Source organism: Actinocorallia herbida (genome assembly GCF_003751225.1).
Classification (GTDB): Bacteria; Actinomycetota; Actinomycetes; order Streptosporangiales; family Streptosporangiaceae; genus Actinocorallia; species Actinocorallia herbida.
Genome location: NZ_RJKE01000001.1, coordinates 8,711,693 through 8,732,354, shown reverse-complemented (window position 1 = coordinate 8,732,354; position 20,662 = coordinate 8,711,693). Strand labels below are relative to the sequence as shown.

Genomic DNA, 20,662 nt, shown 5'->3' with positions numbered 1-20,662 from the left:
CGCAGCTCGCCGCTACTGCCAGCCGTGAGGGGTGGGCCGCACAGTGTCTTCTTTGCGTGCCTCGGGCGCGGCCCGTGTCGTTCTGGTCACCGGTGTCTCCAGGTTCCTAGGCGCGCGGGTCGCGAACACCCTGCAAGCCGATCCGGCGATCGAACGGGTCATCGGCGTCGACACGGTGCCGCCGGCGCATCAGCTCGGACGTACCGAGTTCGTCCGGGTGGACATCCGCACCCCGAGCATCGCCAAGGTGATCGACACGGCCGAGGTCGACACCGTCGTGCACCTCAGCCTGGTGACGTCTCCGTCGGGGCAGCGCGCCGCCGCCAAGGAGATCAACGTCATCGGCGCGATGCAGCTGCTCGCGGCCTGTCAGCGCTCACCGCACATGCGCAAGCTGGTCGTGCGCTCCTCCGCGGCGGTGTACGGCTCCTCACCGCGCGATCCCGCGGTCTTCACCGAGGACACCGAGCCGGTGGAGCCACCGGTCTCCGGCTATGCCAAGGACGCGGCCGAGGTCGAGGGCTATGTGCGCGGACTGCAACGGCGCAGGTCCGACCTCGTCGTGTCGGTGCTGCGGTTCGTGAACTTCCTCGGCGCGGGCGTCGACTCGCCGCTGACCCGGGTGCTGCGCATGCCGGCGGTCCCGACGGTGCTCGGCTACGACCCGCGCCTCCAGTTCCTGCACGAGGACGACGGCGTGGAGGTCCTGCGGCGGATGACCGCCGAGGACCATCCCGGGGTCTTCAACGTCGCGGGCGACGGTGTGCTGCTGCTGTCGCAGTGCCTGCGCAGGGCGGGGCGCGCCGCGGTCCCGCTGCCTTCGTCCGCCTACGCGCTGGTCGGCGACGCGGGACGCCGCGCGGGCACGCTGCCCGGTTTCTCCAGTGAGCTCCAGCGCTGGCTCACCTACGGGCGGGTCGTCGACACCGACCGGCTCGCGGCGGAGCTGGGGTGGCGGCCCAAGTACGACACCGCCGCCGCCTTCGCCGAATTCGCGCAGGCCCACGGGCTCGGCAACGAGTTCCCGCTGGGCCTCTTCGACATGCTCACCGCGGGTCTGCCCCACGGCCCGGGGGGCGGGGGTTCCGCACGGTGATGAACGCTGAGAACGGCAAGGACGGCGCCGACGCCGCCGCGCCGATGGCCCGGGTGATCCCGCTGCACGGCTACCGCGAGCCGGAGGACGAGCGGGGCTCGCTGGAGCGGGCCGTCGCGTCCGGGCTGGCGTTCCTGCGCCGCCGCGTCGCCGGGGACTACGAGATCGACGAGTTCGGCTACGACCAGGACTTCACCGACTCCGTCCTCGTGCCGATGGCCCGGCTGTTCTACAAGCACTGGTTCCGGGTGGAGCTGCACGGCCTGGACAACGTCCCCGACACCGGCGGCGCGCTCCTGGCCGCCAACCACTCCGGCGTCCTCCCGCTGGACGCGATCATGCTCCAGGTCGGGCTGCGCGACTCCCTCGACCGGCATCTTCGGCTGCTCGGCGCGGACCTCGTCTACCAGGTGCCGTTCCTCGGGCATCTGTCCCGCAAGTCGGGGCACACCCTCGCCACCCCGCCCGACGCGCTGCGGCTGCTGGCCAAGGGCGAGCTCGTCGGCGTGTTCCCGGAGGGCTTCAAAGGCGTCGGCAAGCCTTTCAGCGAGCGCTACCGGCTCCAGCGGTTCGGCCGGGGAGGCTTCGCCGCGACGGCCATGCGCAGCCGCGTCCCGATCATCCCGACGGCCATCGTGGGGGCCGAGGAGATCTATCCGAAGATCGGCGACATCAAGCCGCTCGCGCGTCTTCTCGGGTTCCCGTACTTCCCGGTGACGCCGACCTTCCCATGGCTCGGCCCGCTCGGCGTGGTGCCGCTGCCGTCGAAGTGGATGATCCAGGTCGGCGAGCCGATCGGCGTCGACGACTACGACCCCGAGCAGGCCGACGACCCGATGGTGGTCTACGAGCTGACCGACCGGGTGCGCGAGACCGTCCAGCAGATGGTCTACGACCTGCTGCTGCGTCGCGGCCCCGCCTTCTAGCGGGGCTCGACCGCGCGGCGGACCCGGCTCACACCGGGGTGCGGTAGTGCCGGCGCAGCGCGATCCCGGCGGCGACGCCCCCGGCGAGCGCGCCCGCGCCCGCGGCGGCGGGCAGGGTCACCAGGGCGACCTTGCGGCCGGTGCGGAAGTCGTGGACGGGCCAGTCGTCGGCCTTGGCGCGGTCCCGCAGTTCCCCGTCGGGGTTGACGGCGTGCGGGTGCCCGACGGTGGTCAGCATGGGCAGGTCGTTGGCGGAGTCGCTGTAGGCCGCGCAGCGTGACAGGTCGAGGCCCTCCCGCTCGGCGAGCGCGCGCACGGCCTCCGCCTTGGCGGGCCCGTGCAGGAGGTTCCCGACGAGGCGGCCGGTGTACACGCCGTCGACGGTCTCCGCGACGGTGCCGAGCGCGCCGGTCAGGCCGAGCCTGCGGGCGATGACCCGGGCGATCTCCACGGGGGTCGCGGTGACCAGCCAGACCTGCTGCCCGGCGTCGAGGTGGCTCATGGCGAGGCTGCGGGTGCCCTGCCAGATCCGGTCCTCCATGACGTCGTCGTAGATCTCCTCGCAGAGGGTGACGAGTTCCTCCACGGACTTGCCGGCGACGAAGCCGAGCGCGGTCTCGCGGGCGGTGCCGATGTGGTCGGCGTTCTCGGTGCCGCGCGCCCGGAAGACCGCCTGGCCCCAGGCGAACAGCAGGAGGTCCTTGGTGGTGAACATCCGGCGCTTGGCGAGGCCGCGGGCGAAGTGGTAGATCGACGCGCCGCGCATCATCGTGTTGTCGACGTCGAAGAAGGCGGCCGCCGTGGGATCGGCCGCGAGCGGCAGGCGCTCGACGGCGTCGACGGCCGCCTTGCCCGCGTCGACCGGGTCGTGCTCGTGCTTGTGCCAGAAACGCCGCATGCCGATGACCATCTCCGCTCCCCGTCGCCTATCGCAGAGCCTAACCACGGCGCCCGCCGTTTCCGAGCCGACGGGGCCGAATGGGGACGGTCGTCACAGAACCTCCCGCGAAGCGGCGCGGAGGCCCGGTCACCAGGACCTCGGATCGTGGGGCAGGGTACGGGCCAGGGTCCGCACGGCGCGGTGCTGGAGCGCCTTGACCGCGCCGGTGTTCTTGCCCATCACCGCCGCGGTCTCGGCGACGGACATGCCCTGGAGGAAGCGGAGCGCCACGCAGAGCCGCTGATCGGCTCCGAGCCGTCCGACGGCCTGGAAGAGCGTCTGGTAGGCGAGGGAGTCCAATACGGCGCTTTCGGGACCGTCCAGGGGCGTCTCGGGGGGATCGTCCGTGCTCAGCTCCCACCGGTACCGGCCCGACTTGTAGTGGTCGGCGACGAGGTTGCGGGCGATCGTCACGAGCCAGGCGCCGAAGTCGCGGCCCTGCCAGGTGAAGTCGCCGATGCGGCGCAGGGCCCGGAGGAACGTCTCGCTGGTGAGGTCCTCGGCGAGGGGATGCGTGCCGACGCGGGCGTGGACGTAGCGGTAGATGAGATCGGCGTATTGGGCGTAGAGGGCGCCGAACGCCTCCCGGCAGCCTTTGCGCGCGCGTTCGACGAGCACCTCGGGGCTCGGCGCCTGCGCCCGGTCGGGCAGGAGGGGGGCGTGCATGGTGAGGTCTCCTAGGGGGCGGCTGTGACCTGCGGCACGAAGGCCCAGCCTAGGCAGCACCGGAGATCCCGGCAATGCCGCGTTACATGGAAAAACCGTGAGAAATTGCCCTCTCGGTACGCCTCATCCCGGTTCATCGGGCACCATGGGGGCGCGATGGTCGAAGGAATGCTGGCTCTGGTGGCGACTTTGGCAGCCCTCGTGGGCGCCGGGTTGCTGGTGCAGAGCACCCTCAAAGAGCGGCGGGCCCACCTCGCCGTGTGGTCCGGTGCGCTGGTCCTCACGGCCCTGGGCCTCGCCGGCATGGCGCTGGGCTCCTTCGGCGGCTTCAGCGCCGGGGCCTTCCGGCTCATGGCCGTCACCGGTGGGCTGCTCGCCCCCTTGGCCACCGCGGTCGGGCTGATCGAGCTGACCGCCAAGCCGGTCCAGGTGAGGTTCGCCGCCCGGCTGGTCGGCATCTCCTACGGGCTGGTCGCCCTCGTCGTGCTGGTGCTCGACCCGCTGTCGACGAGCTCGACCCCCGAAAGCGGCCTGCCCAACCCCGGCGACGTCTACGGCGTGCTGCCCGGGAGCCTGCTCACCGGGGCGACCGTGCTGACGGTGCTCGCGCTCATCGCGGGCGTCGCCACCACCGTGGTGCGCACGCAGAACCGCGACAAGAGCGCCTACCCGCTGATGCTGCCCGCGGCGCTCGCCACCGTCGCGGGAATGATCAACGTGATCGCCGTCGGCTGGCTGCCCGGTCTGCTTAAGATCGTCGGACTGGCCGCCGCGGCGGGGCTGATCTTCTTCGCCGCCTCCAAGACGACGGCCGAGTCCGCCGAGGACGACGCAGAAGACGCCGAAGCCGAACAGGAAGCCGAGGACGAGATGGCCTTCGACCCGCCGCACCGCCCGCACCAGCAGCCCCCGCGCAACACCCAGGGCATGCGCAGGCCGGAGCCGCCCCAGCCGCCGATGCCGCCGCAGCAGGGGGGCAGGCACACCGGCCAGCGCCCGATGCCGCCGCAGCCGCCGGCCGGGCCGCCCACCCAGGCGATGCCGCCGATGCAGTCCACCGGCCCCGTCGCGCCCGACGACTGGTACGCCACCCCGCCCCCGCAGCCGGCGCAGCCGCCGATGGGCCCGTACGGCCAGATCGTCGTCTACACCCTGCTGGACGGCCGGGAGCAGGCGTTCGACCGGCAGGTCAACCAGCTCATCGGCGAGGCCGTGCGCGCCGAGGACGGCATCCTGATCTTCACCTGCCACGAGGTCGAGGGCGCGCCGACGCAGCGCATCTCCTACCAGCTCTTCCGCGACCGGGCCTCCTACAACGAGCACCAGGGCCGCCCGTACGTGCACCGCTTCCACGGCGAGAGCCGCACCCACGTGCTCGCCACCAACGTCATCGACCTGAAGCTGACCGGCGGCAGCCTCCCGGTGCTGCGTTGATCACCCTGCTCTCCCGGCCCGGCTGCCATCTGTGCGACGACGCCCGCGCGGTGATCGAGCGGGTGGCGGCCGACTGCGCCGAGTCCTGGGAGGAGAAGGACATCACCCAGGACGAGGCGCTGCTGCGCGAGTACCACGACCACATCCCCGTGACCTTGGTCGACGGCCGCCAGATCGACTTCTGGCGGGTGGATGAAGATCGTTTGAGGCGCGCGCTAGCCTCTAGGTGAATGTCTCGTCCGTCACACCTTCCGGGCCGGTCGGCGTTCCCCACCAGCGGCAACCGCTCGGAGGCGGATTTCCCGACTTTGTGCATTCGTTCACGACCGGGTTAACCTGGTGGAAATACGCCTCTCCCGGGGTGGGAGGGGCGCGCTCAAGGAGAGGCCGACCCACCCGCGATGAGCCCCCGGCAAGCGCAGCCCTCGGATACCGCAGCCAGTAGAGACACACCCGCGAGAGACCTTCCGCACCGGGACGTCAGGGGCGGGGTCAAGGGCATCCCCGAGGCGACGGTCGCAAGGCTGCCGGTCTACCTCCGGGCACTGCACGGGCTCAAGGAGCGCGGGGTGATGACCGTCTCGTCCGAGGAACTCGCCTCGGCGGCGGGCGTGAACTCCGCCAAGCTCCGTAAAGACCTGTCACACCTCGGCTCGTACGGCACGCGCGGCGTCGGATACGAGGTTGAGTACCTCGTGTACCAGATCTCCCGCGAGCTCGGCCTCACCCAGGACTGGGTCGTGGCCATCATCGGAGTGGGTAACCTTGGCCGCGCTCTCGCCGGTTACGGCGGGTTCGCTTCCAGGGGGTTCCGGGTCGCCGGGCTGCTCGACGCCGACGCGAGCACGGTCGGCCAGCGCATCTCCGGGCTCACCGTGGAGCACATAGACCAGCTGGAGACCATCATCAAGGACCATGGCGTGTCCATCGCCGTCATCGCCACCCCGGCGTCGGCGGCGCAGCCGGTGTGCGACAGGGTGGTCGCCGCCGGGGTCACCAGCGTGCTCAACTTCGCTCCCGTCGTCCTCACCGTCCCCGAGGGCGTCGACGTACGCAAGGTCGACCTGTCGATCGAGCTCCAGATCCTGGCGTTCCACGAACAGCGCAAAGCCGGGGGACCGCACGAGGAGTACGTAGAGGTACACCAATGAGCCTGCTCGTCGTCGGCCTCAGCCACCGTTCCGCCCCCGTCACCCTCCTAGAGCGCGCCGCCATCACCGGCGACGACCTGGTGAAGCTGCTGCACGAGATCCACGACTCGGTCCGCGAGACGATGATCGTCTCGACCTGCAACCGGGTCGAGGTCTACGCCGCGGTGGACAAGTTCCACGGCGGCGTCCAGGTCATCTCCGAGGCGCTCGCCCGGCATTCGGGCATCGCCCTGGAGGACCTGACCCGGCACCTGTACGTGCACTACGAGGACCGGGCCGTCCAGCACGCGTTCGCCGTCGCCTGCGGCCTGGAGTCGATGGTCGTCGGCGAGGGCCAGATCCTCGGCCAGATCCGCTCGGCCTTCAAGCTCGGCCAGGACGAGGGCACGATCGGCCGGGCCCTGCACGAGGTCGTCCAGCGGGCGCTGCGGGTCGGCAAGCGCGCGCACTCCGACACCGGCATCGACAAGGCGGGCGCCTCGCTCGTCAGCGTCGGGCTCCAGGTCGCCGCGGCGCACCTGGGCGCGCTGGAGGGCCGCCGCGCGCTGGTGATCGGCGCGGGCGCGATGAGCGGCCTCGCGGTCGCCACGCTGGCCCGCAGCGGCATCGGCGAGATCGCCGTCGCCAACCGGACGTACTCCCGCGCGGTGCGGCTCGCGGAGTCCGCGGCCGCCGAGGGCGTGCCCGCCAGGCCGCTGCCGCTGGAGCAGATGGACGCCGAGCTCAACCGGGCCGACCTGATCATCTCCTGCACCGGGGCCGGGCGGATCATCACGCCCGCGCAGCTCGAACCCGGCCGCAGGTTCATCCTCGACCTCGCGCTGCCGCACGACGTGGACCCCGCGGTCCGCGACGTCGAGGGAGTGGGCCTCGCCGGGCTCGACGACCTGCGCACCGCCGAGGAGGCGGCCAAGGCCATCGGGCCCGAGGCCGTCGAGGCGGTGCGGCGGATCGTCGTCGACGAGGTCGCCGCCTTCCTGTCGGCCGAGCGGGCCGCGGCCGTCGCCCCGACGGTCGTCGCGCTGCGCGCCAAGGCCGCCGAGGTGGTGGAGCTGGAGCTCACCCGGCTGCGGGCCAAGCTCCCCGACCTCGACCCCAAGACCGAACACGAGCTCGCGATGACGGTGCGCCGGGTGGCCGACAAGCTCATGCACGCCCCGACCGTCAGGGTCAAGGAGCTTGCGGCGTCGCCCGGCGGCGACTCCTACGCCGACGCCCTGCGCGAGCTCTTCGACCTCGACCCCACGGCTCCCGAGGCCGTGACCCGCGCGGACATGCCGCGCCAGGAACGGAGATCGTCGTGACCGAGCCCGCGTCCCAGCCCGCGCTCAAGCTGGGCACCAGAAAGAGCCTCATGGCGACGACCCAGTCGGGTCTCGTGGCCGACGCGCTGACCGAGGCGACGGGGCATGCCGTCGAGCTGGTCGGGGTAACGACCGAGGGTGATGTCTCCAAGGCACTGCTGGCCCAGATGGGCGGCACCGGCGTGTTCGTCAACGGGCTGCGCGAGAAGATCCTCGCCGGTGAGGTGGACTTCGCCGTGCACTCGCTGAAGGACCTGCCGACCGCGCCCGCCGAGGGCATCGCCCTGGTCGCGATCCCGGCCCGCAACGACCCCAGGGACGCGCTGTGCGGCCCGGGTAAGCTGAGTGAGCTCCCGCAGGGCGCCAGGGTCGGCACGGGTTCGCCGCGCCGCGTCGCCCAGCTCCGCGCGCTGCGCCCCGACCTCGAGGTCGTCGCGATCCGCGGCAACGCCGACACCCGCCTCGGCAAGGTGACCGGCGGCGAGCTGGACGCGATCGTGCTGGCGCACGCGGGGCTGGTGCGGATCAAGCGCACCGCGGAGATCGGCGAGGTCTTCGAGCCGGAGCAGATGCTGCCGGCGCCGGGTCAGGGGGCCCTGGCGCTGGAATGCCGGGCGGACGACGCCCGGATGATCGAGATCCTCAGGGCGCTGGACGACCCGGCGACCCGGGCGGCCGTCACCGCCGAACGCACCGTTCTCGCGGTGCTGGAGGCGGGATGCTCCGCACCGGTGGGCGCGTTCGCGTACCTGGAGGACGAGCAGAACCTGAACCTGACTGCGGCCGTCGTCTCGGTCGACGGCACCCGCCAGATCAGGCTCACCGCGAGCGGCCACCCGGATCGGGCCGAGGAACTGGGGCGCGAACTCGCGGCCCGGCTCTTCGCCGAGGGGGCCGACAAGCTGATGGAGGTGCCATGACCGTCACATTCGTGGGCTTGGGCCCGGGCGACCCCGGCCTGCTCACCCTGCGCGCGGCCGAGGTACTGGGGAAGGCCGACACGATCGTGGTGAACGTGTCCTCCTGCCCCAAGGACGTGCTGGCGCTGTGCGCGCCGGGCGCCGAGATCGTCGACGCCGACGATCGCGACGCCGCGAAGCTCGTCCTCGCCGCGGCCCGCACGGGCACCGTGGCGCGCCTCGTGTCGGGGGACTCGGGCCTGGGCGGCCGCGCCGCCAGGGAGGCCGAGCAGTGCGCCGCGGAGGGCGTCCCGTTCGAGATCGTGCCGGGCGTCTCGGCGGTCACCGCCGTGCCCCAGTACGCGGGCATCCCGCTGCGCGACGAGCGCACCCGCGAGGTGCGCGTGGTCGACGCCGCGGGGGGCGGCGTGGACTGGGACTCGGTCGCCGCGGGCGACGCGACCCTCGTCGTGCTGGGCGCCGACGGGATGATCAGCGAGGTCGCCAAGGGCATCATCTCGGCGGGCCGCGCGGACTCCACCCCGGTCGCCTACACCTCGCTGGGCAGCACGACCGAGCAGGAGACCGTGGTCACCACGCTCAACCGGCTGTACGCCGAGACCAAGGGCATGGACACCCCGGCGATGATCATCGTCGGCGACGTCGTGCGCTGGCGCGAGAAGCTCTCGTGGTTCGAGACCAAGGCGCTGTTCGGCTGGCGGGTCCTGGTGCCGCGCACCAAGGAGCAGGCCGCCGACCTGTCAGAGCAGCTGCGCTCCTACGGCGCGGTGCCCGACGAGGTCCCGACGATCTCGGTCGAGCCGCCGCGCACCCCGCAGCAGATGGACCGGGCCATCAAGGGCCTGGTGACCGGCCGCTACGAGTGGGTGGTCTTCACCTCGGTCAACGCGGTGAAGGCGGTCCGCGAGAAGTTCGTCGAGTACGGCCTGGACGCGCGCGCCTACGCGGGCCTCAAGGTCGCGGCGGTCGGCGAGCAGACCGCGGCGGCGCTGGTGGAGTTCGGTGTGATCCCGGACCTCACGCCGTCCGGCGAGCAGTCCAGCGACGGGCTGCTGGAGGTCTGGCCGCCCTACGACGAGGACCTCGACCCGATCAACCGGGTGCTGCTGCCGCGGGCCGACATCGCCACCGACCGTCTCATCTCCGGCCTGACCGACCTCGGCTGGGAGTGCGACGACGTCACCGCCTACCGGACCGTCCGGGCGGCCCCGCCGCCCCAGCCGATCCGCGAGGCGATCAAGGGAGGTGGCTTCGACGCCGTGCTCTTCACCTCGTCCTCGACGGTGAAGAACCTGATCGGGATCGCGGGCAAGCCGCACAATGTGACGGTGATCGCGGTGATCGGGCCGCAGACGGCCAAGACCGCCGAGGAATACGGCCTGCGCGTGGACGTCATGGCCGAGAAACCATCGGTATCGGCGCTCGCCGAGGCGCTGGCGGAGTACGGTGCGAAGCGAAGGGCCGCCCAGGTAGAGGCGGGCGAGTCGCTCCGCAAGCCCAGCCAGATGCGGCGCGGGGCCCGGAAGAAGAGGTTCACGTGATGATCGAACGTCCCCGCAGGCTGCGCAGGACTCCTGCGCTGCGCCGGCTGGTCGCCGAGACCCGGCTCGACCCGGCCGACCTCATCCTGCCGATGTTCGTCAAGGAGGGCATCGCCGATCCCGTCGAGATCGTCTCGATGCCCGGCGTGTACCAGCACACCCGTGAAAGCCTCCGCAAGGCCGCCCACGAGGCCGCGGAGGCGGGCGTGGGGGGCGTGATCCTGTTCGGCATCCCGGCCGCCAAGGACCCGCGCGGCTCGGCCGCCGACGACCCCAACGGGATCATGCAGGTCGCGCTGCGCGAACTCGCCGCCGACCTCGGCGACGCCCTCGTGATCATGACCGACCTCTGCCTCGACGAGTACACCTCGCACGGGCACTGCGGGCTGCTCACCCCGTCCGGCGAGGTCGACAACGACCCGACGCTGGAGCGGTACGCCTCGATCGCGGTCGCGCAGGCCCAGGCGGGCGCCCAGGTCGTCGCGCCCAGCGGCATGATGGACGGCCAGGTCGCCGCGATCCGCGACGCGCTGGACGGCGCGGGCTTCGCGCAGATCCCGATCCTGGCCTACTCGGCCAAGTACGCCTCGGCCCTGTACGGCCCGTTCCGGGACGCCGCCGAGTGCGCGCCCCAGTTCGGCGACCGCGCGGCGTACCAGCAGGACCCGGCCAACGCCCGGGAGTCGCTGCGCGAGGTCGGCCTCGACCTCGCCGAAGGCGCCGACATGGTCATGGTGAAGCCCGCCGGGCTCTACCTCGACGTCGTCCGCCAGGTGAAGGACTCCGTCGAGGTGCCGGTCGCGGCCTACCAGGTGAGCGGCGAGTACGCGATGATCGAGGCGGCGGCGGCGAACGGCTGGATCGACCGGGAGCGGGCGATCCTGGAGTCGCTGGTGTCGATCAAGCGCGCCGGGGCCGACCTGGCCCTGACCTACTGGGCCACCGAGGTCGCGCGAGGACTTCGGTAGGGGTCCGGTGCCCGGTTCCGACCGGGTGATCTCCTTCTAGTCATTTGGAACCGTATCCGGGGGTCGGCGCGCAGACCGTCCGGGGCTTTCGCCATCATCGGGGAAAGGGCGGTTCTCTCCTCGGGGGGCGGTAGATGTTGGCCGTGACGCGCTATTCACGCACGAAGAACCGGTTGGCCGACGCGGCACGGGATTACGCGCGACGGGGCTGGCAGGTCGTCGCGGGGGCGTCCGCCGGCGTCGACCGGGCCTGTTCGTGCGACCGGATCGGCTGTCCGGATCCCGGCGCCCATCCGGTATCGGCGGCCTGGGGCATCCAGGCCACGACCGACGCCGAGACCCTGAACCGCTGGTGGTCGCGGGACCCCGCGGCCAACCTGATCCTGCCGACCGGCCACGTCTTCGACGTGTTCGACGTCCCCGCCGAGCCGGGCCGCGCCGCCATCGAGGCGATGGTGGCGGCGGGGGTGCCGACCGGCCCGGTGGCCGGGGTCGGCGAGGAGCGGCTGCTGTTCTTCGTCGCGACCCGCGGCAACCCCGAGGACGAGGCCGAGTGGTGGTCCTGCCACCTGGACTCCACGCCCGAGACCATCGTCGACAACCCCGGCATGCGCTGGCACTGCCGGGACAGCTACGTGGTCGCGCCCCCGTCGGTGCTGCCGTCCGGCCGCGAGGTGTTCTGGGTGCGTCCCCCCGACGGCGCGCCGCTGCCCGACCCCCTGCGCATCCTGGAGTTCCTGGCCGACTAGGCCGGGGGAGCACAGCCGACTAGGCCGGGAGCACAGCCGACCAGGCCGGGGGAGCACAGCCGACCAGGCCGGGCTCCGGGAGACGACGAAGGCGCGGCCCGAAGGCCGCGCCCTCTGTCTTTTCCGGGTCTACTTCTTCGGCGCCTTGATGGTGACCTTGGCGCCCCACTTGGCGTAGCTCGTGAACACCACGACCTTGGGCTTGCCCTCGGCGGTGATGGTGAGCTTCAGCTGGCGCGGCAGCCATCCGGTGCCGACGGTGAGGTCGTAGGAGACCTTGGCCTTCTTGTAGCCGGGCGCGACGTCCTCGAGGCCGGAGGCGTCGGTGATGCTGCCGAGCCAGCGGGTGCCGCCCTTGCGGGTGAGGTTCTCGGTGGCGTCCAGGAGATCCGTCAGGGTCGCCACGGAGCCGCCCCAGTGGGCCTGCGCGGCGAGGACGCCGTAGGTCTTGGCCTTGCCGAGCGGGAACTTCTGCCAGACGGCGCCGAGCTGGACGTGCGCGGTGCCGTCGAGCACGACCGCCGTCCGCTTGGTGAACGGCTTCTGGCCGGAGAGGCTGACCTTGAGGTCGCCGTCCTTGGCCCAGCCGGACGCGTTCGTGCTCTCCTTGCCGGAGGTGCGCTTGAACCCGTAGGCGAAGCTGTCCTTGCCGTCGACCGCCGTGGTGATCTTTCCGGCGAGGCCGGGGCCGTCGAGCGCCTCCTCGGTCGGGGTCGGCAGCGGGGTCTCGACCGCGACCAGCGGGGCGGACGCCGCGGGCTCGGACGGGACGACGGTGACGTTCTGGTCACCGTCCCCCTGGTTCGCCGCGTAGGCGACGCCGCCGACGATCAGGATCGCCGCCACACCGCCCGCGGCGAGGAGCAGCGGGCCCTTGCGCCCACCGCCCTGCGGGAGGCCGTGAGCGTCCTTCTTGGGGGCGAGGAACGACCGCTGAGGCTCCGGGGGAGGGGGCGCGTCGGCTGCGCGCTTGGCGAGCTCCCGGACCCGGGCGCGGCCGCGCTTCTCCCAGTCGGCCCCGAAGACCGGGCTGACCGCGTCGTCGAGCTCGGCGAGGAAGTCCGCCGCCGAGGCGGGCCGGTCGCCGGGCGCCTTGGCCAGGCCGTGCAGCACCAGCGGACGCAGCGGGCCGGGCACGTCGGTGACCGGGACCGCCATGTTGTTGTGCGCCTTGCCGAGGCCGCTGGTGGACGTGGCGGGGAACAGCCGCCGTCCGGTGAGGCACTCCACGAAGACCGCGGTCGCCGCGTAGATGTCGGCCCGCTCGCTCTGCGGCGAGCCGTGCCAGCGCTCGGGGGCCTGGTAGGCCGGGTGGCCCGCGGGCGCGCCCCTGCCCTGCACCACCGCGATGCCGAGATCGCTGAGCTTGGCCCTGCCGTCCGGCGCGATGAGCACGCGGTCGGGCGTGACGTCACCGTGGTGGACGCCCTTGCCGTGCGCCGCGGCGAGGCCGAGGAGGATGTCGCTGAGGATCACCACCGCGGACTCCGCGTCGAGCGGGTCGGTCAGCAGCCGGCGCAGCGCCACCCCCTCGAAGTACTCCGAGACGACCGCCGCTTCGTCACCATCGGTGACCAGTTGATAGACCTGGACCAGGTTGTCGTCCTCCAGTTGGGAGAGCGTCTCCATCCGGTGCGCGAAGGCCTCGTCCCGAGGCAGCGCCGGAGGGAGGTAGCGGATGGCGACCTTGGTCCCGGTCAGCTCGTCGGTGGCGAGCACCTGCCGCCCTGACGCGTCGGCTCCCAACTCGCGGGCGAGCGCGAACCCCGGTACCGCCCAGCCGTCAGTCACTTCAGTCCAGCCCCTTAACGCACGTGCATTTCCGATGCCCTCATGGGTGGATATCGGCAGTTGCGGTGCGTGGTCAAGCGAGTTACCGGATTGTGTCGGGGTCGGCGCATATGTGCGGCCGAAAGGCCACGGCGCGCCCACCCCGCGGTGACCTTCCGTGATCTTCGGACGGACCCGGGCCCGGTCACCCGGAGGGTGCTGGCACACTGAGTCCGTGACTTCCACCGAGCGATCTCAAGCCCTGTTCGACCGGGCCCAGACCGTCGTGCCGGGTGGCGTGAACTCCCCGGTCCGGGCGTTCCGGGCCGTCGGCGGGACGCCCCGGTTCATGGCCTCGGCCAAGGGCGCCTACCTCACCGACGCCGACGGCAATACCTACGTCGACATGATCTGCTCGTGGGGGCCGATGATCCTCGGCCACGCCCACCCCGAGGTCGTCGAGGCGGTCACGGTCGCGGCCGCGCGCGGGACGTCGTACGGAGCGCCGACGCAGGGCGAGGTCGACCTCGCCGAGGAGATCGTCGCGCGCACCGCGGTGGAGAAGGTCAGGCTGGTCAACTCCGGCACCGAGGCGACGATGTCGGCGATCCGGCTCGCCCGCGGGTTCACCGAGCGGTCCAAGGTCGTCAAGTTCGCCGGGTGCTACCACGGCCATGTGGACGCCCTGCTGGCGTCGGCCGGGTCCGGGCTGGTCACGCTCGGCCTGCCCGACACCCCGGGCGTCACCGGCGCGTCCACCGCGGACACGATCGTGCTGCCGTACAACGACGCCCTGGCCGTCGAGAAGGCGTTCGCCGACTTCGGCAACGAGATCGCCTGTGTGATCACCGAGGCGTGCCCGTCGAACATGGGCGTGGTGCCCCCGATCGACGGCTTCAACGAGCTGCTGCGCCGGCTGTGCGCCAAGCACGGCGCCCTCCTGATCCTCGACGAGGTGCTCACCGGCTTCCGCGTCACCAGGTCCGGCTGGTACGGCCGCGAGGGGGTCAAGGCCGACCTCTTCACCTTCGGCAAGGTCATGGGCGGCGGCCTGCCCGCCGCGGCGTTCGGCGGCCGCGCCGACGTCATGGACCGGCTGGCCCCCGTCGGGCCGGTCTACCAGGCCGGCACCCTGTCGGGGAACCCGCTGGCGACCGCCGCGGGCCTGGCGACGCTGCGCGGCTGCACCGACGAGGTCTACGCCAAGGTCGACCGGGCCGCCGCCCTCGTCGGCGAGTGGGCGTCCGACGCGCTCAGCCGCGAAGGCGTCCCGCACCGGCTCCAGACCGCGGGGAACCTCTTCTCGGTCTTCTTCGCCGACGAGCGCGTCCTGGACTTCGAAGCGGCCCGCAAGCAGAACTCCGCCGCCTACTCCGCCTTCTTCCACGAGGCGCTCCAGCGGGGCGTGTACCTGCCGCCGTCGTCTTACGAGGCGTGGTTCCTCAGCGCGGCCCACGACGACGCGGCGCTCGACCGGATCGCCGACGCCCTGCCGCACGCAGCCCGCGCCGCCGCACAGGCCGGCTGACCGCTTCGCACAGGTACCCTGGGGCCGCCATGACTGAGACCACGATCGTCCATCTGCTGCGCCACGGCGAGGTCTACAACCCTCGCGGCGTACTCTACGGCCGGCTGCCCGACTTCCACCTCAGCGAAGACGGGCACCTCATGGCCAAGGCCGCGGCTGACTTCCTGGGTCGCCGCGACATCGTCGCTGTCCTCACCTCCCCCCTGGAACGCGCCCAGGAGACGGCGGTGCCGCTCGCCGCCGCCACCGGGCTCACCCCCATCTTGGACCAGCGCCTCATCGAGGCCGAGAACGTCTTCGAGGGCCAGGTCTTCACGATGGGCCGGCTCGTCGACCCCCGGGTCTGGCCGCATTTCCGCAACCCCTTCAGCCCCTCGTGGGGTGAGCCGTTCGAGGTCGTCGCGCGCCGGATGGGCGGGCTGACCGAGGACGCGCGCCGCCACTGGCGCGGGCACGAGGTGGTCTGCGTGAGCCACCAGTTGCCGATCTACACCGCGCGGCGGCGGGCCGAGGGCCTGCGGCTGTGGCACGACCCGCGCCGCCGCGAGTGCGGCCTGGCCAGCGTCACCAGCCTGGTGTACGAGGGCGACACGCTCGCCCGGGTGATGTACCACGAGCCCGCCGCCCATCTGATCAAGGGTCCCACCGTCCCGGGCGCCTGAGGCGCCGGTACAGTCGGGTACTACATCCCGTAGTACTTCAGGAGTGTTCATGATCCCCCGTGCCGTCGCCGTGTCCGGTGCCGCCGTCGCGCTGCTTTTCGCGACGGCCTGCGGATCGGGCGGCGGCACGGGGACCGCGGCGGGATCGCCGCTCCCCGCGGCCGAGCGCAAGGCGCCGTCGGCGGTGACGGGCGAGGACCTGGAGGGCAAGCCCCTCGACCTCGCCTCCTACCAGGGCAAGGTCACCGTGGTGAACTTCTGGGCGTCCTGGTGCGGCCCCTGCCGGGGCGAGGCCGAGACCCTGGAGTACGTCTACCAGGAGAACAAGGACGAGGGCGTCGAGTTCGTCGGGGTCGACATCGAGGACACCCGGGACGGCGCCAAGGCGTTCACCCGGACCTTCAAGACGAGCTACCCGAGCTTCTTCGACCCCGAAGGCAAGATCACCCAGGCGTTCTCGACGGTCAACCCGTCCGCGCTGCCGACCACGCTGATCCTGGACCGCCAGGGCCGCGTCGCCGTGCAGTTCCCCGGTCTGGTGACCACCACCAAGCTCGAACCGGCGCTCGCCGAGATCGTCGCCGAGCAGTGATCGCCGCTGCGGGCATCGAGCAGACCATCACCAGCGGCACGCTGGTGCTGGCGCTGCCGCTCGCCGCGCTCGCCGGCATGGTGTCCTTCCTCAGCCCCTGCGTGCTGCCGCTCGTCCCCGGCTACCTGTCGTACGTGACGGGCATGACCGGCGAGGACCTCGCGGTGCAGCGCAAGGGGCGGCTGGTCGCCGGGGTCGGGCTGTTCGTCCTCGGCTTCACCTTCGTGTTCATGGCCTACGGCTTCATCTTCGGCGGGCTCGGCCACTGGCTGCACGCCTACGAGGACGCCATCACGCGCGTCCTCGGCGCCGTCACCATCTTCATGGGCCTGCTGTTCATGGGCCTGTTCACCGGTCTCCAGCGCACGGTGAAGTCCGCGCGGCTGCCCAGCGCGGGGATCGCGGGCGCGCCGCTGCTCGGCGCGCTGTTCGGCCTCGGCTGGACCCCGTGCATCGGCCCGACGCTGGGCGCGATCCAGGCGCTCGCGGTCACCGAGGCCACCCCGGTCCGCGGCGGCGTCCTGTCGTTCTTCTACTGCGTCGGCCTCGGCCTGCCCTTCCTGGTGACCGCGCTGGCCTACCGCCGCGCGCTGGGCGTCTTCGGATGGGTGAAGCGGCACTACGTCCTGGTGATGCGCCTCGGCGGCGGGATGCTCGTCGCGATCGGCGTGCTGCTCCTGACGGGGCTGTGGACGGAACTCAACAATGAGCTGCGGGTCTGGATCGGCGGCTTCGGGACGGTGATCTAGATGGGTGTGATGGGCTGGCTGCGCTGGGGCTGGCGCCAGTTGACGTCGATGCGGACGGCGCTGGTGCTGCTGTTCCTCGTCGCGCTCGCGTCGGTGCCGGGCTCGATCTTCCCCCAGCGCGGCATGTCGCCGGAGAAGGTGAACCAGTACTTCACCGAGCACCCCGACCTGGCCGTCTGGCTCGACCGGCTGTCGCTGTTCGACGTGTTCGCCGCGCCCTGGTTCGCGGCGGTCTACCTGCTGCTGTTCACCTCGCTCGCGGGCTGCGTCGTGCCGCGCACCTGGCAGCTCTTCCAGCATGTGCGCGCCCGGCCGCCGAAGGCGCCCAAGAAGCTCGCGCGGCTGCCGCAGCACGCGGAGTTCACCTCCGACGCCTCGCCCGAGGAGGCCGTCGAGGCGGCCCGGGAACTGCTGCGCAGGCGGCGGTTCCGCACCGAGGTCGACGGCCTGTCCGTCGCGTCGGAGAAGGGCTACCTGGGCGAGGCCGGGAACCTGCTGTTCCACCTCTCGATGCTCGCGCTGCTCCTTGCGGTCGGCCTCGGCGCCCTCTTCGGCTACCGGGGCAACCTGCTGCTCACCGAAGGCAAGGGCTTCAGCAACTCCGTCGCCTTCTATGACGAGTACAAGCCGGGCCACCTCGTGGACCCCGAGGACCTCGCGCCGTTCCAGCTCACCATGGACGACTTCGAGGCGTCGTTCATCAGCTCCGGCGCGCAGACCGGCCAGCCGAGCGGCTTCGACGCCAACGTGACCTACCGCGAGGAGGTCGGCGGCGCGGAGAAGACCTACAACATCCGGGTGAACCACCCGCTGGAGGTCGACGGGACCAAGGTCTACCTCCTCGGCCACGGCTACGCCCCGACGTTCAAGATCACCGACTCCGAGGGCAACGTCGCGTTCGACGACGCGGTCCAGTTCCTTCCGCGTGAGACCGGGAACCTCACCTCCGAGGGCGTCGTGAAGACCCCCGACGCCAAGCCGCAGCTCGCGTTCCAGATGATGTTCTGGCCGACCGCGGGCGCGTCCGCCGACGGCACCTCGATCGTGTCGACCTTCCCTGGGCCGCTCAACCCGACCGTCGCCATCAAGGCGGCCTTCAAGGGCGACCTCAACATGGACGGTGGCGCGCCCCAGTCCGTCTTCGAGATCGACTCCAGCAAGCTGGAGATGGTCAAGCTGGACGAGGACGCCAAGGTGCTCAAGATCGGCGACACCCTGGAGCTGCCCGACGGCGCCGGGACGCTGGAGTTCACCGGCGTCAAGGAGTACGGGGCCATCACGGTCACCTACGACCCGGGCCGGGTGCCCGCACTGGTCGCGGGGGCCCTGGCCGTCCTCGGTCTGGTCGGTTCGTTCATGATCCGGCGCCGCAGGGTGTGGGTCCGTGCGAGCGCCGGAGAGGACGGGCGTACCTTGGTCGAGGTCGGCGGCCTCACCCTGGGCGCGGCCACGGCGGAGTTCGACGACATCGTGCGCGACCTCCGGCCGGATGACGGCGAGCGCGACGCGCGCTCGGATGACAGCGAGCCGGTCGCGACCGGCCCGATCAAGGAGTGACACGGTGGTCGACGCCGATCTGGCCGGCCTGAGCAACAACCTCGTGCTCGGCGCGGTGCTCTTGTACGTCGTCGCGATGCTCGGCTACGCGGCCGACCTCATCTCGACCCCGACCCGGGCCGAGCGCCGAGCGCTGGTCGGCGCGGGCGCTCCGGCCGGCGAACCCGCCGCCGAGGAGGCGGCGCCGAAGTCACGCGCCGACTGGGGCCGCTTCGCGATCGCGATGACCTGCTTCGGCTGGCTGCTGCACGCCGCCGCGATGATCACCCGCGGCGTCGCGGTGGAGCGCTGGCCGTGGGCGAACATGTACGAGTTCGTCGTCGCGATCTGCCTGGCGGCCTCCACCGCCTACCTCGTGCTGGTCTTCAAGGCCAAGGCGAAGTTCCTCGGCGCGTTCGTCATGGTGGCGGTCGTGCTGGGCCTCGGCGCGGCGACGATCTGGCTGTACCAGGAGGCGGGCGCGGTCGTCCCGGCCCTGGAGTCCTACTGGATCGCCATCCACGTCACCGCGGCGATCATCGCCTCGGGCGGCTTCACCGTCGGGTTCGTGGCGAGCCTGCTCTACCTGGCCGCCGCGCGGTACGAGGCGCGCAAGGCCGCGGCGGAGGCCGGCGCTCCGAAGCCGGGTCTGCTCGACCGGCTGCCCGGCGCCGACGTCCTCGACGGCCTCGCCTACAAGGCGATCATGTTCGTGTTCCCGATCTGGACGTTCGCCATCATCGCGGGCGCGATCTGGGCGGACTCCGCGTGGGGCCGCTACTGGGGCTGGGACCCCAAGGAGACGTGGTCCTTCATCGTCTTCGCGATCTACGCCGGGTACCTGCACGCGCGGGCGACCGCGGGCTGGAAGGGCAGCAAGGCCGCCGTCGTGTCCGTGATCGGCTACGCGGCGCTGCTGTTCAACCTGGTCGGCGTGAACATCTTCTTCGAGGGGCTGCACTCCTACTCCGGCATGTGATGTGATCATGGGCGCTTCCACGCTTGAATAGTCGGCGTTGTCCGGCTACGCGGGAGATTGCTCATGCGGTGGGGAAGACACCGGAGGACCGCCGAGGCGATCCCCGCGGCCCCGGCCCGTCCAGACGCGGTGCGCGCCCGTGAGGTGCAGCCGAGGGACGGCCGGGGCCGTTTCCGTCGGGCCGGGCGGGACGACTCGTCGGTGGGCCTGCGGGACGCCGCGGCCTATGAGCTGTACGACGCGCCGGACGCCATCGTCGCCGTGCCGCCGCATCCGCCGGACCACCCCTGGGGTGGCGACGGACGGGTCCACTGCGGCCCGCTGGAGGACATCCTGGTCCGGCAGTGGGACGCCGCCGCGGGGCCGCCCCCGGACGCGATCGTGCGGGCCGTGGAGAGCCTCGCGGGCCTGCCCGCGAGGCTGAAGGAGAAGCTGGCCCGGGGGCTCGACGCCATCTACGTCGGCCCCGGCGGTGTGCCCGACCTCGACCACATGGGGGAACTCAAAGGCCGGGCACTGCCGTCGGGCGCCGCCACCTGGGACATCTGCGCGGGGGCTTACGGCAACCGCAAGATCGTTGTGGGCGACCGGCCGTCGCCCACCCCCGACGTGATGATGCACGAGGTCGGCCACGCCCTCGACGACGTGGACGACCCCGGTGAAGGCTGGGCGTCGGACTCCCCCGAGTTCCAGACGCTCTTCCGCGCGTGCTCGCCCTTCCTGCGCAGCGGGTTCCACCGCCAGGAGGGGGTATTGGGCCGTCGGGAGTTCTTCGCCGACGCGTTCGCGGCGATCGCCTCGCACCAGCGTCCCGCCCTCGTCGACATGCTCGGCGGCAACATCCGCCTTGCGCTCGACGTGATGCTGTTCTTCAACCGCCGGTATGGAATCTGAGGAGTACGAGGATGTACGTGATCAGACTCGCCAATGGGAGATTGCGGGTGCCGTACAGCGAACTCACCGAGAACGAGGAGATCGTTCAGGCGTATCGGGAAATAGGCCCCGAAGACGAGGAATACTCATCACTGATGGCCGAGGCGGTCAGCGAAGAGGAACTCGTCCGGATCAAAGATCGCTGGCGCAGGGATGACGCTGCGCTGCGCGCGAGCTTCGAGGCCTGGAAGGCTTCATCCCAGGAGGATTAAGCCGCC

21 protein-coding genes are annotated in these 20,662 nt (G+C 71.6%); 18 read left to right on the top strand and 3 right to left on the bottom strand.

The window, feature by feature from the left end; genetic code table 11:
• Positions 1-43: 43 nt before the first annotated feature.
• Complete coding sequence (locus EDD29_RS39640) at positions 44-1,096, top strand: NAD-dependent epimerase/dehydratase family protein (protein WP_246053240.1); 1,053 nt, start codon at positions 44-46, stop codon at positions 1,094-1,096.
• Positions 1,096-2,022, top strand: coding sequence for a lysophospholipid acyltransferase family protein (locus EDD29_RS39635; RefSeq protein WP_123669305.1), 927 nt, complete (start codon positions 1,096-1,098; stop codon positions 2,020-2,022). The genes EDD29_RS39640 and EDD29_RS39635 overlap by 1 nt, the downstream gene beginning before the upstream one ends.
• 28 nt (positions 2,023-2,050) lie before the next feature.
• Here EDD29_RS39635 and EDD29_RS39630 read toward each other — a convergent pair whose 3' ends face one another.
• Entirely contained in the window at positions 2,051-2,920 is an 870-nt protein-coding gene (locus tag EDD29_RS39630) for an HAD family hydrolase (RefSeq protein ID WP_123670971.1), read from the bottom strand.
• Positions 2,921-3,049: 129 nt separating this feature from the next.
• A complete protein-coding gene (locus EDD29_RS39625) occupies positions 3,050-3,628 on the bottom strand; it encodes a sigma-70 family RNA polymerase sigma factor (protein ID WP_123669304.1) in 579 nt (192 codons plus the stop codon).
• Positions 3,629-3,808: 180 nt separating this feature from the next.
• Here EDD29_RS39625 and EDD29_RS39620 point away from each other — a divergent pair, with 180 nt between their 5' ends.
• The 8 genes from EDD29_RS39620 (at position 3,809) to EDD29_RS39585 (ending at position 11,695) form a co-directional block, all read left to right on the top strand.
• Positions 3,809-5,062 carry a putative quinol monooxygenase gene (locus EDD29_RS39620; RefSeq protein ID WP_148086247.1) on the top strand — a complete coding sequence of 418 codons (1,254 nt, stop codon included), beginning with the start codon at positions 3,809-3,811 and terminating at the stop codon, positions 5,060-5,062.
• Positions 5,059-5,292 (top strand): glutaredoxin family protein, encoded by a 234-nt coding sequence (locus tag EDD29_RS39615; RefSeq protein ID WP_123669302.1) that lies wholly within the window; start codon positions 5,059-5,061, stop codon positions 5,290-5,292. Before EDD29_RS39620 ends, EDD29_RS39615 begins: the two co-directional genes overlap by 4 nt.
• 171 nt (positions 5,293-5,463) lie before the next feature.
• Positions 5,464-6,213 carry a redox-sensing transcriptional repressor Rex gene (locus EDD29_RS39610; RefSeq protein ID WP_123669301.1) on the top strand — a complete coding sequence of 250 codons (750 nt, stop codon included), beginning with the start codon at positions 5,464-5,466 and terminating at the stop codon, positions 6,211-6,213.
• A complete protein-coding gene (locus tag EDD29_RS39605) occupies positions 6,210-7,517 on the top strand; it encodes a glutamyl-tRNA reductase (RefSeq protein WP_123669300.1) in 1,308 nt (435 codons plus the stop codon). Before EDD29_RS39610 ends, EDD29_RS39605 begins: the two co-directional genes overlap by 4 nt.
• 50 nt (positions 7,518-7,567) lie before the next feature.
• On the top strand, positions 7,568-8,437 hold the full coding sequence (gene hemC / locus EDD29_RS39600) for a hydroxymethylbilane synthase (protein WP_123670970.1): 870 nt from the start codon (positions 7,568-7,570) through the stop codon (positions 8,435-8,437).
• On the top strand, positions 8,434-9,978 hold the full coding sequence (locus tag EDD29_RS39595) for a bifunctional uroporphyrinogen-III C-methyltransferase/uroporphyrinogen-III synthase (protein WP_123669299.1): 1,545 nt from the start codon (positions 8,434-8,436) through the stop codon (positions 9,976-9,978). The genes hemC and EDD29_RS39595 overlap by 4 nt, the downstream gene beginning before the upstream one ends.
• Positions 9,978-10,946 carry a porphobilinogen synthase gene (gene hemB, locus EDD29_RS39590; protein WP_123669298.1) on the top strand — a complete coding sequence of 323 codons (969 nt, stop codon included), beginning with the start codon at positions 9,978-9,980 and terminating at the stop codon, positions 10,944-10,946. Before EDD29_RS39595 ends, hemB begins: the two co-directional genes overlap by 1 nt.
• A gap of 134 nt (positions 10,947-11,080) precedes the next feature.
• A complete protein-coding gene (locus tag EDD29_RS39585) occupies positions 11,081-11,695 on the top strand; it encodes a bifunctional DNA primase/polymerase (protein ID WP_123669297.1) in 615 nt (204 codons plus the stop codon).
• 129 nt (positions 11,696-11,824) lie between these two features.
• Here the strand turns inward: EDD29_RS39585 and EDD29_RS39580 are convergent, their stop codons facing one another.
• Positions 11,825-13,486, bottom strand: coding sequence for a serine/threonine-protein kinase (locus tag EDD29_RS39580; RefSeq protein ID WP_170201749.1), 1,662 nt, complete (start codon positions 13,484-13,486; stop codon positions 11,825-11,827).
• Positions 13,487-13,700: 214 nt separating this feature from the next.
• Between EDD29_RS39580 and hemL the strand changes: the two genes are divergently transcribed.
• The 8 genes from hemL to EDD29_RS39540 all read left to right on the top strand — a co-directional run bounded on the left by hemL (position 13,701) and on the right by EDD29_RS39540 (position 20,656).
• Complete coding sequence (gene hemL / locus EDD29_RS39575; protein WP_123670969.1) at positions 13,701-14,993, top strand: glutamate-1-semialdehyde 2,1-aminomutase; 1,293 nt, start codon at positions 13,701-13,703, stop codon at positions 14,991-14,993.
• Between the two features lie 29 nt (positions 14,994-15,022).
• Positions 15,023-15,655 (top strand): histidine phosphatase family protein, encoded by a 633-nt coding sequence (locus tag EDD29_RS39570; RefSeq protein WP_123669295.1) that lies wholly within the window; start codon positions 15,023-15,025, stop codon positions 15,653-15,655.
• A gap of 49 nt (positions 15,656-15,704) precedes the next feature.
• On the top strand, positions 15,705-16,247 hold the full coding sequence (locus tag EDD29_RS39565; protein WP_123669294.1) for a TlpA family protein disulfide reductase: 543 nt from the start codon (positions 15,705-15,707) through the stop codon (positions 16,245-16,247).
• Complete coding sequence (locus EDD29_RS39560) at positions 16,244-16,996, top strand: cytochrome c biogenesis CcdA family protein (protein ID WP_246053239.1); 753 nt, start codon at positions 16,244-16,246, stop codon at positions 16,994-16,996. Before EDD29_RS39565 ends, EDD29_RS39560 begins: the two co-directional genes overlap by 4 nt.
• Positions 16,997-18,553, top strand: a complete 1,557-nt coding sequence (resB, locus tag EDD29_RS39555) for a cytochrome c biogenesis protein ResB (RefSeq protein WP_123669293.1) — start codon at positions 16,997-16,999, stop codon at positions 18,551-18,553.
• A 4-nt stretch (positions 18,554-18,557) separates the two neighbouring features.
• Positions 18,558-19,511: a c-type cytochrome biogenesis protein CcsB gene (gene ccsB, locus EDD29_RS39550; RefSeq protein WP_246053238.1), complete on the top strand. Its 954-nt coding sequence runs from the start codon at positions 18,558-18,560 to the stop codon at positions 19,509-19,511.
• Positions 19,512-19,574: 63 nt separating this feature from the next.
• Positions 19,575-20,405 carry a hypothetical protein gene (locus EDD29_RS39545; protein WP_123669291.1) on the top strand — a complete coding sequence of 277 codons (831 nt, stop codon included), beginning with the start codon at positions 19,575-19,577 and terminating at the stop codon, positions 20,403-20,405.
• Positions 20,406-20,416: 11 nt separating this feature from the next.
• Entirely contained in the window at positions 20,417-20,656 is a 240-nt protein-coding gene (locus EDD29_RS39540; RefSeq protein WP_123669290.1) for a hypothetical protein, read from the top strand.
• Positions 20,657-20,662 lie beyond the last annotated feature (6 nt).

Excerpts from the sequence above, each read along its gene's own strand:
- hemC (WP_123670970.1), top strand. The coding sequence starts at position 7,568 with ATGGCGACGACCCAGTCGGGTCTCGTGGCCGACGCGCTGACCGAGGCG.
- EDD29_RS39635 (WP_123669305.1), top strand. The coding sequence starts at position 1,096 with ATGAACGCTGAGAACGGCAAGGACGGCGCCGACGCCGCCGCGCCGATG.
- EDD29_RS39630 (WP_123670971.1), bottom strand. The coding sequence starts at position 2,920 with ATGCGGCGTTTCTGGCACAAGCACGAGCACGACCCGGTCGACGCGGGC.
- EDD29_RS39610 (WP_123669301.1), top strand. The coding sequence starts at position 5,464 with ATGAGCCCCCGGCAAGCGCAGCCCTCGGATACCGCAGCCAGTAGAGAC.
- EDD29_RS39570 (WP_123669295.1), top strand. The coding sequence starts at position 15,023 with ATGACTGAGACCACGATCGTCCATCTGCTGCGCCACGGCGAGGTCTAC.
- EDD29_RS39545 (WP_123669291.1), top strand. The coding sequence starts at position 19,575 with ATGCGGTGGGGAAGACACCGGAGGACCGCCGAGGCGATCCCCGCGGCC.
- EDD29_RS39565 (WP_123669294.1), top strand. The coding sequence starts at position 15,705 with ATGATCCCCCGTGCCGTCGCCGTGTCCGGTGCCGCCGTCGCGCTGCTT.
- EDD29_RS39625 (WP_123669304.1), bottom strand. The coding sequence starts at position 3,628 with ATGCACGCCCCCCTCCTGCCCGACCGGGCGCAGGCGCCGAGCCCCGAG.
- EDD29_RS39540 (WP_123669290.1), top strand. The coding sequence starts at position 20,417 with ATGTACGTGATCAGACTCGCCAATGGGAGATTGCGGGTGCCGTACAGC.
- resB (WP_123669293.1), top strand. The coding sequence starts at position 16,997 with ATGGGTGTGATGGGCTGGCTGCGCTGGGGCTGGCGCCAGTTGACGTCG.
- hemB (WP_123669298.1), top strand. The coding sequence starts at position 9,978 with ATGATCGAACGTCCCCGCAGGCTGCGCAGGACTCCTGCGCTGCGCCGG.
- EDD29_RS39595 (WP_123669299.1), top strand. The coding sequence starts at position 8,434 with ATGACCGTCACATTCGTGGGCTTGGGCCCGGGCGACCCCGGCCTGCTC.
- EDD29_RS39585 (WP_123669297.1), top strand. The coding sequence starts at position 11,081 with ATGTTGGCCGTGACGCGCTATTCACGCACGAAGAACCGGTTGGCCGAC.
- EDD29_RS39605 (WP_123669300.1), top strand. The coding sequence starts at position 6,210 with ATGAGCCTGCTCGTCGTCGGCCTCAGCCACCGTTCCGCCCCCGTCACC.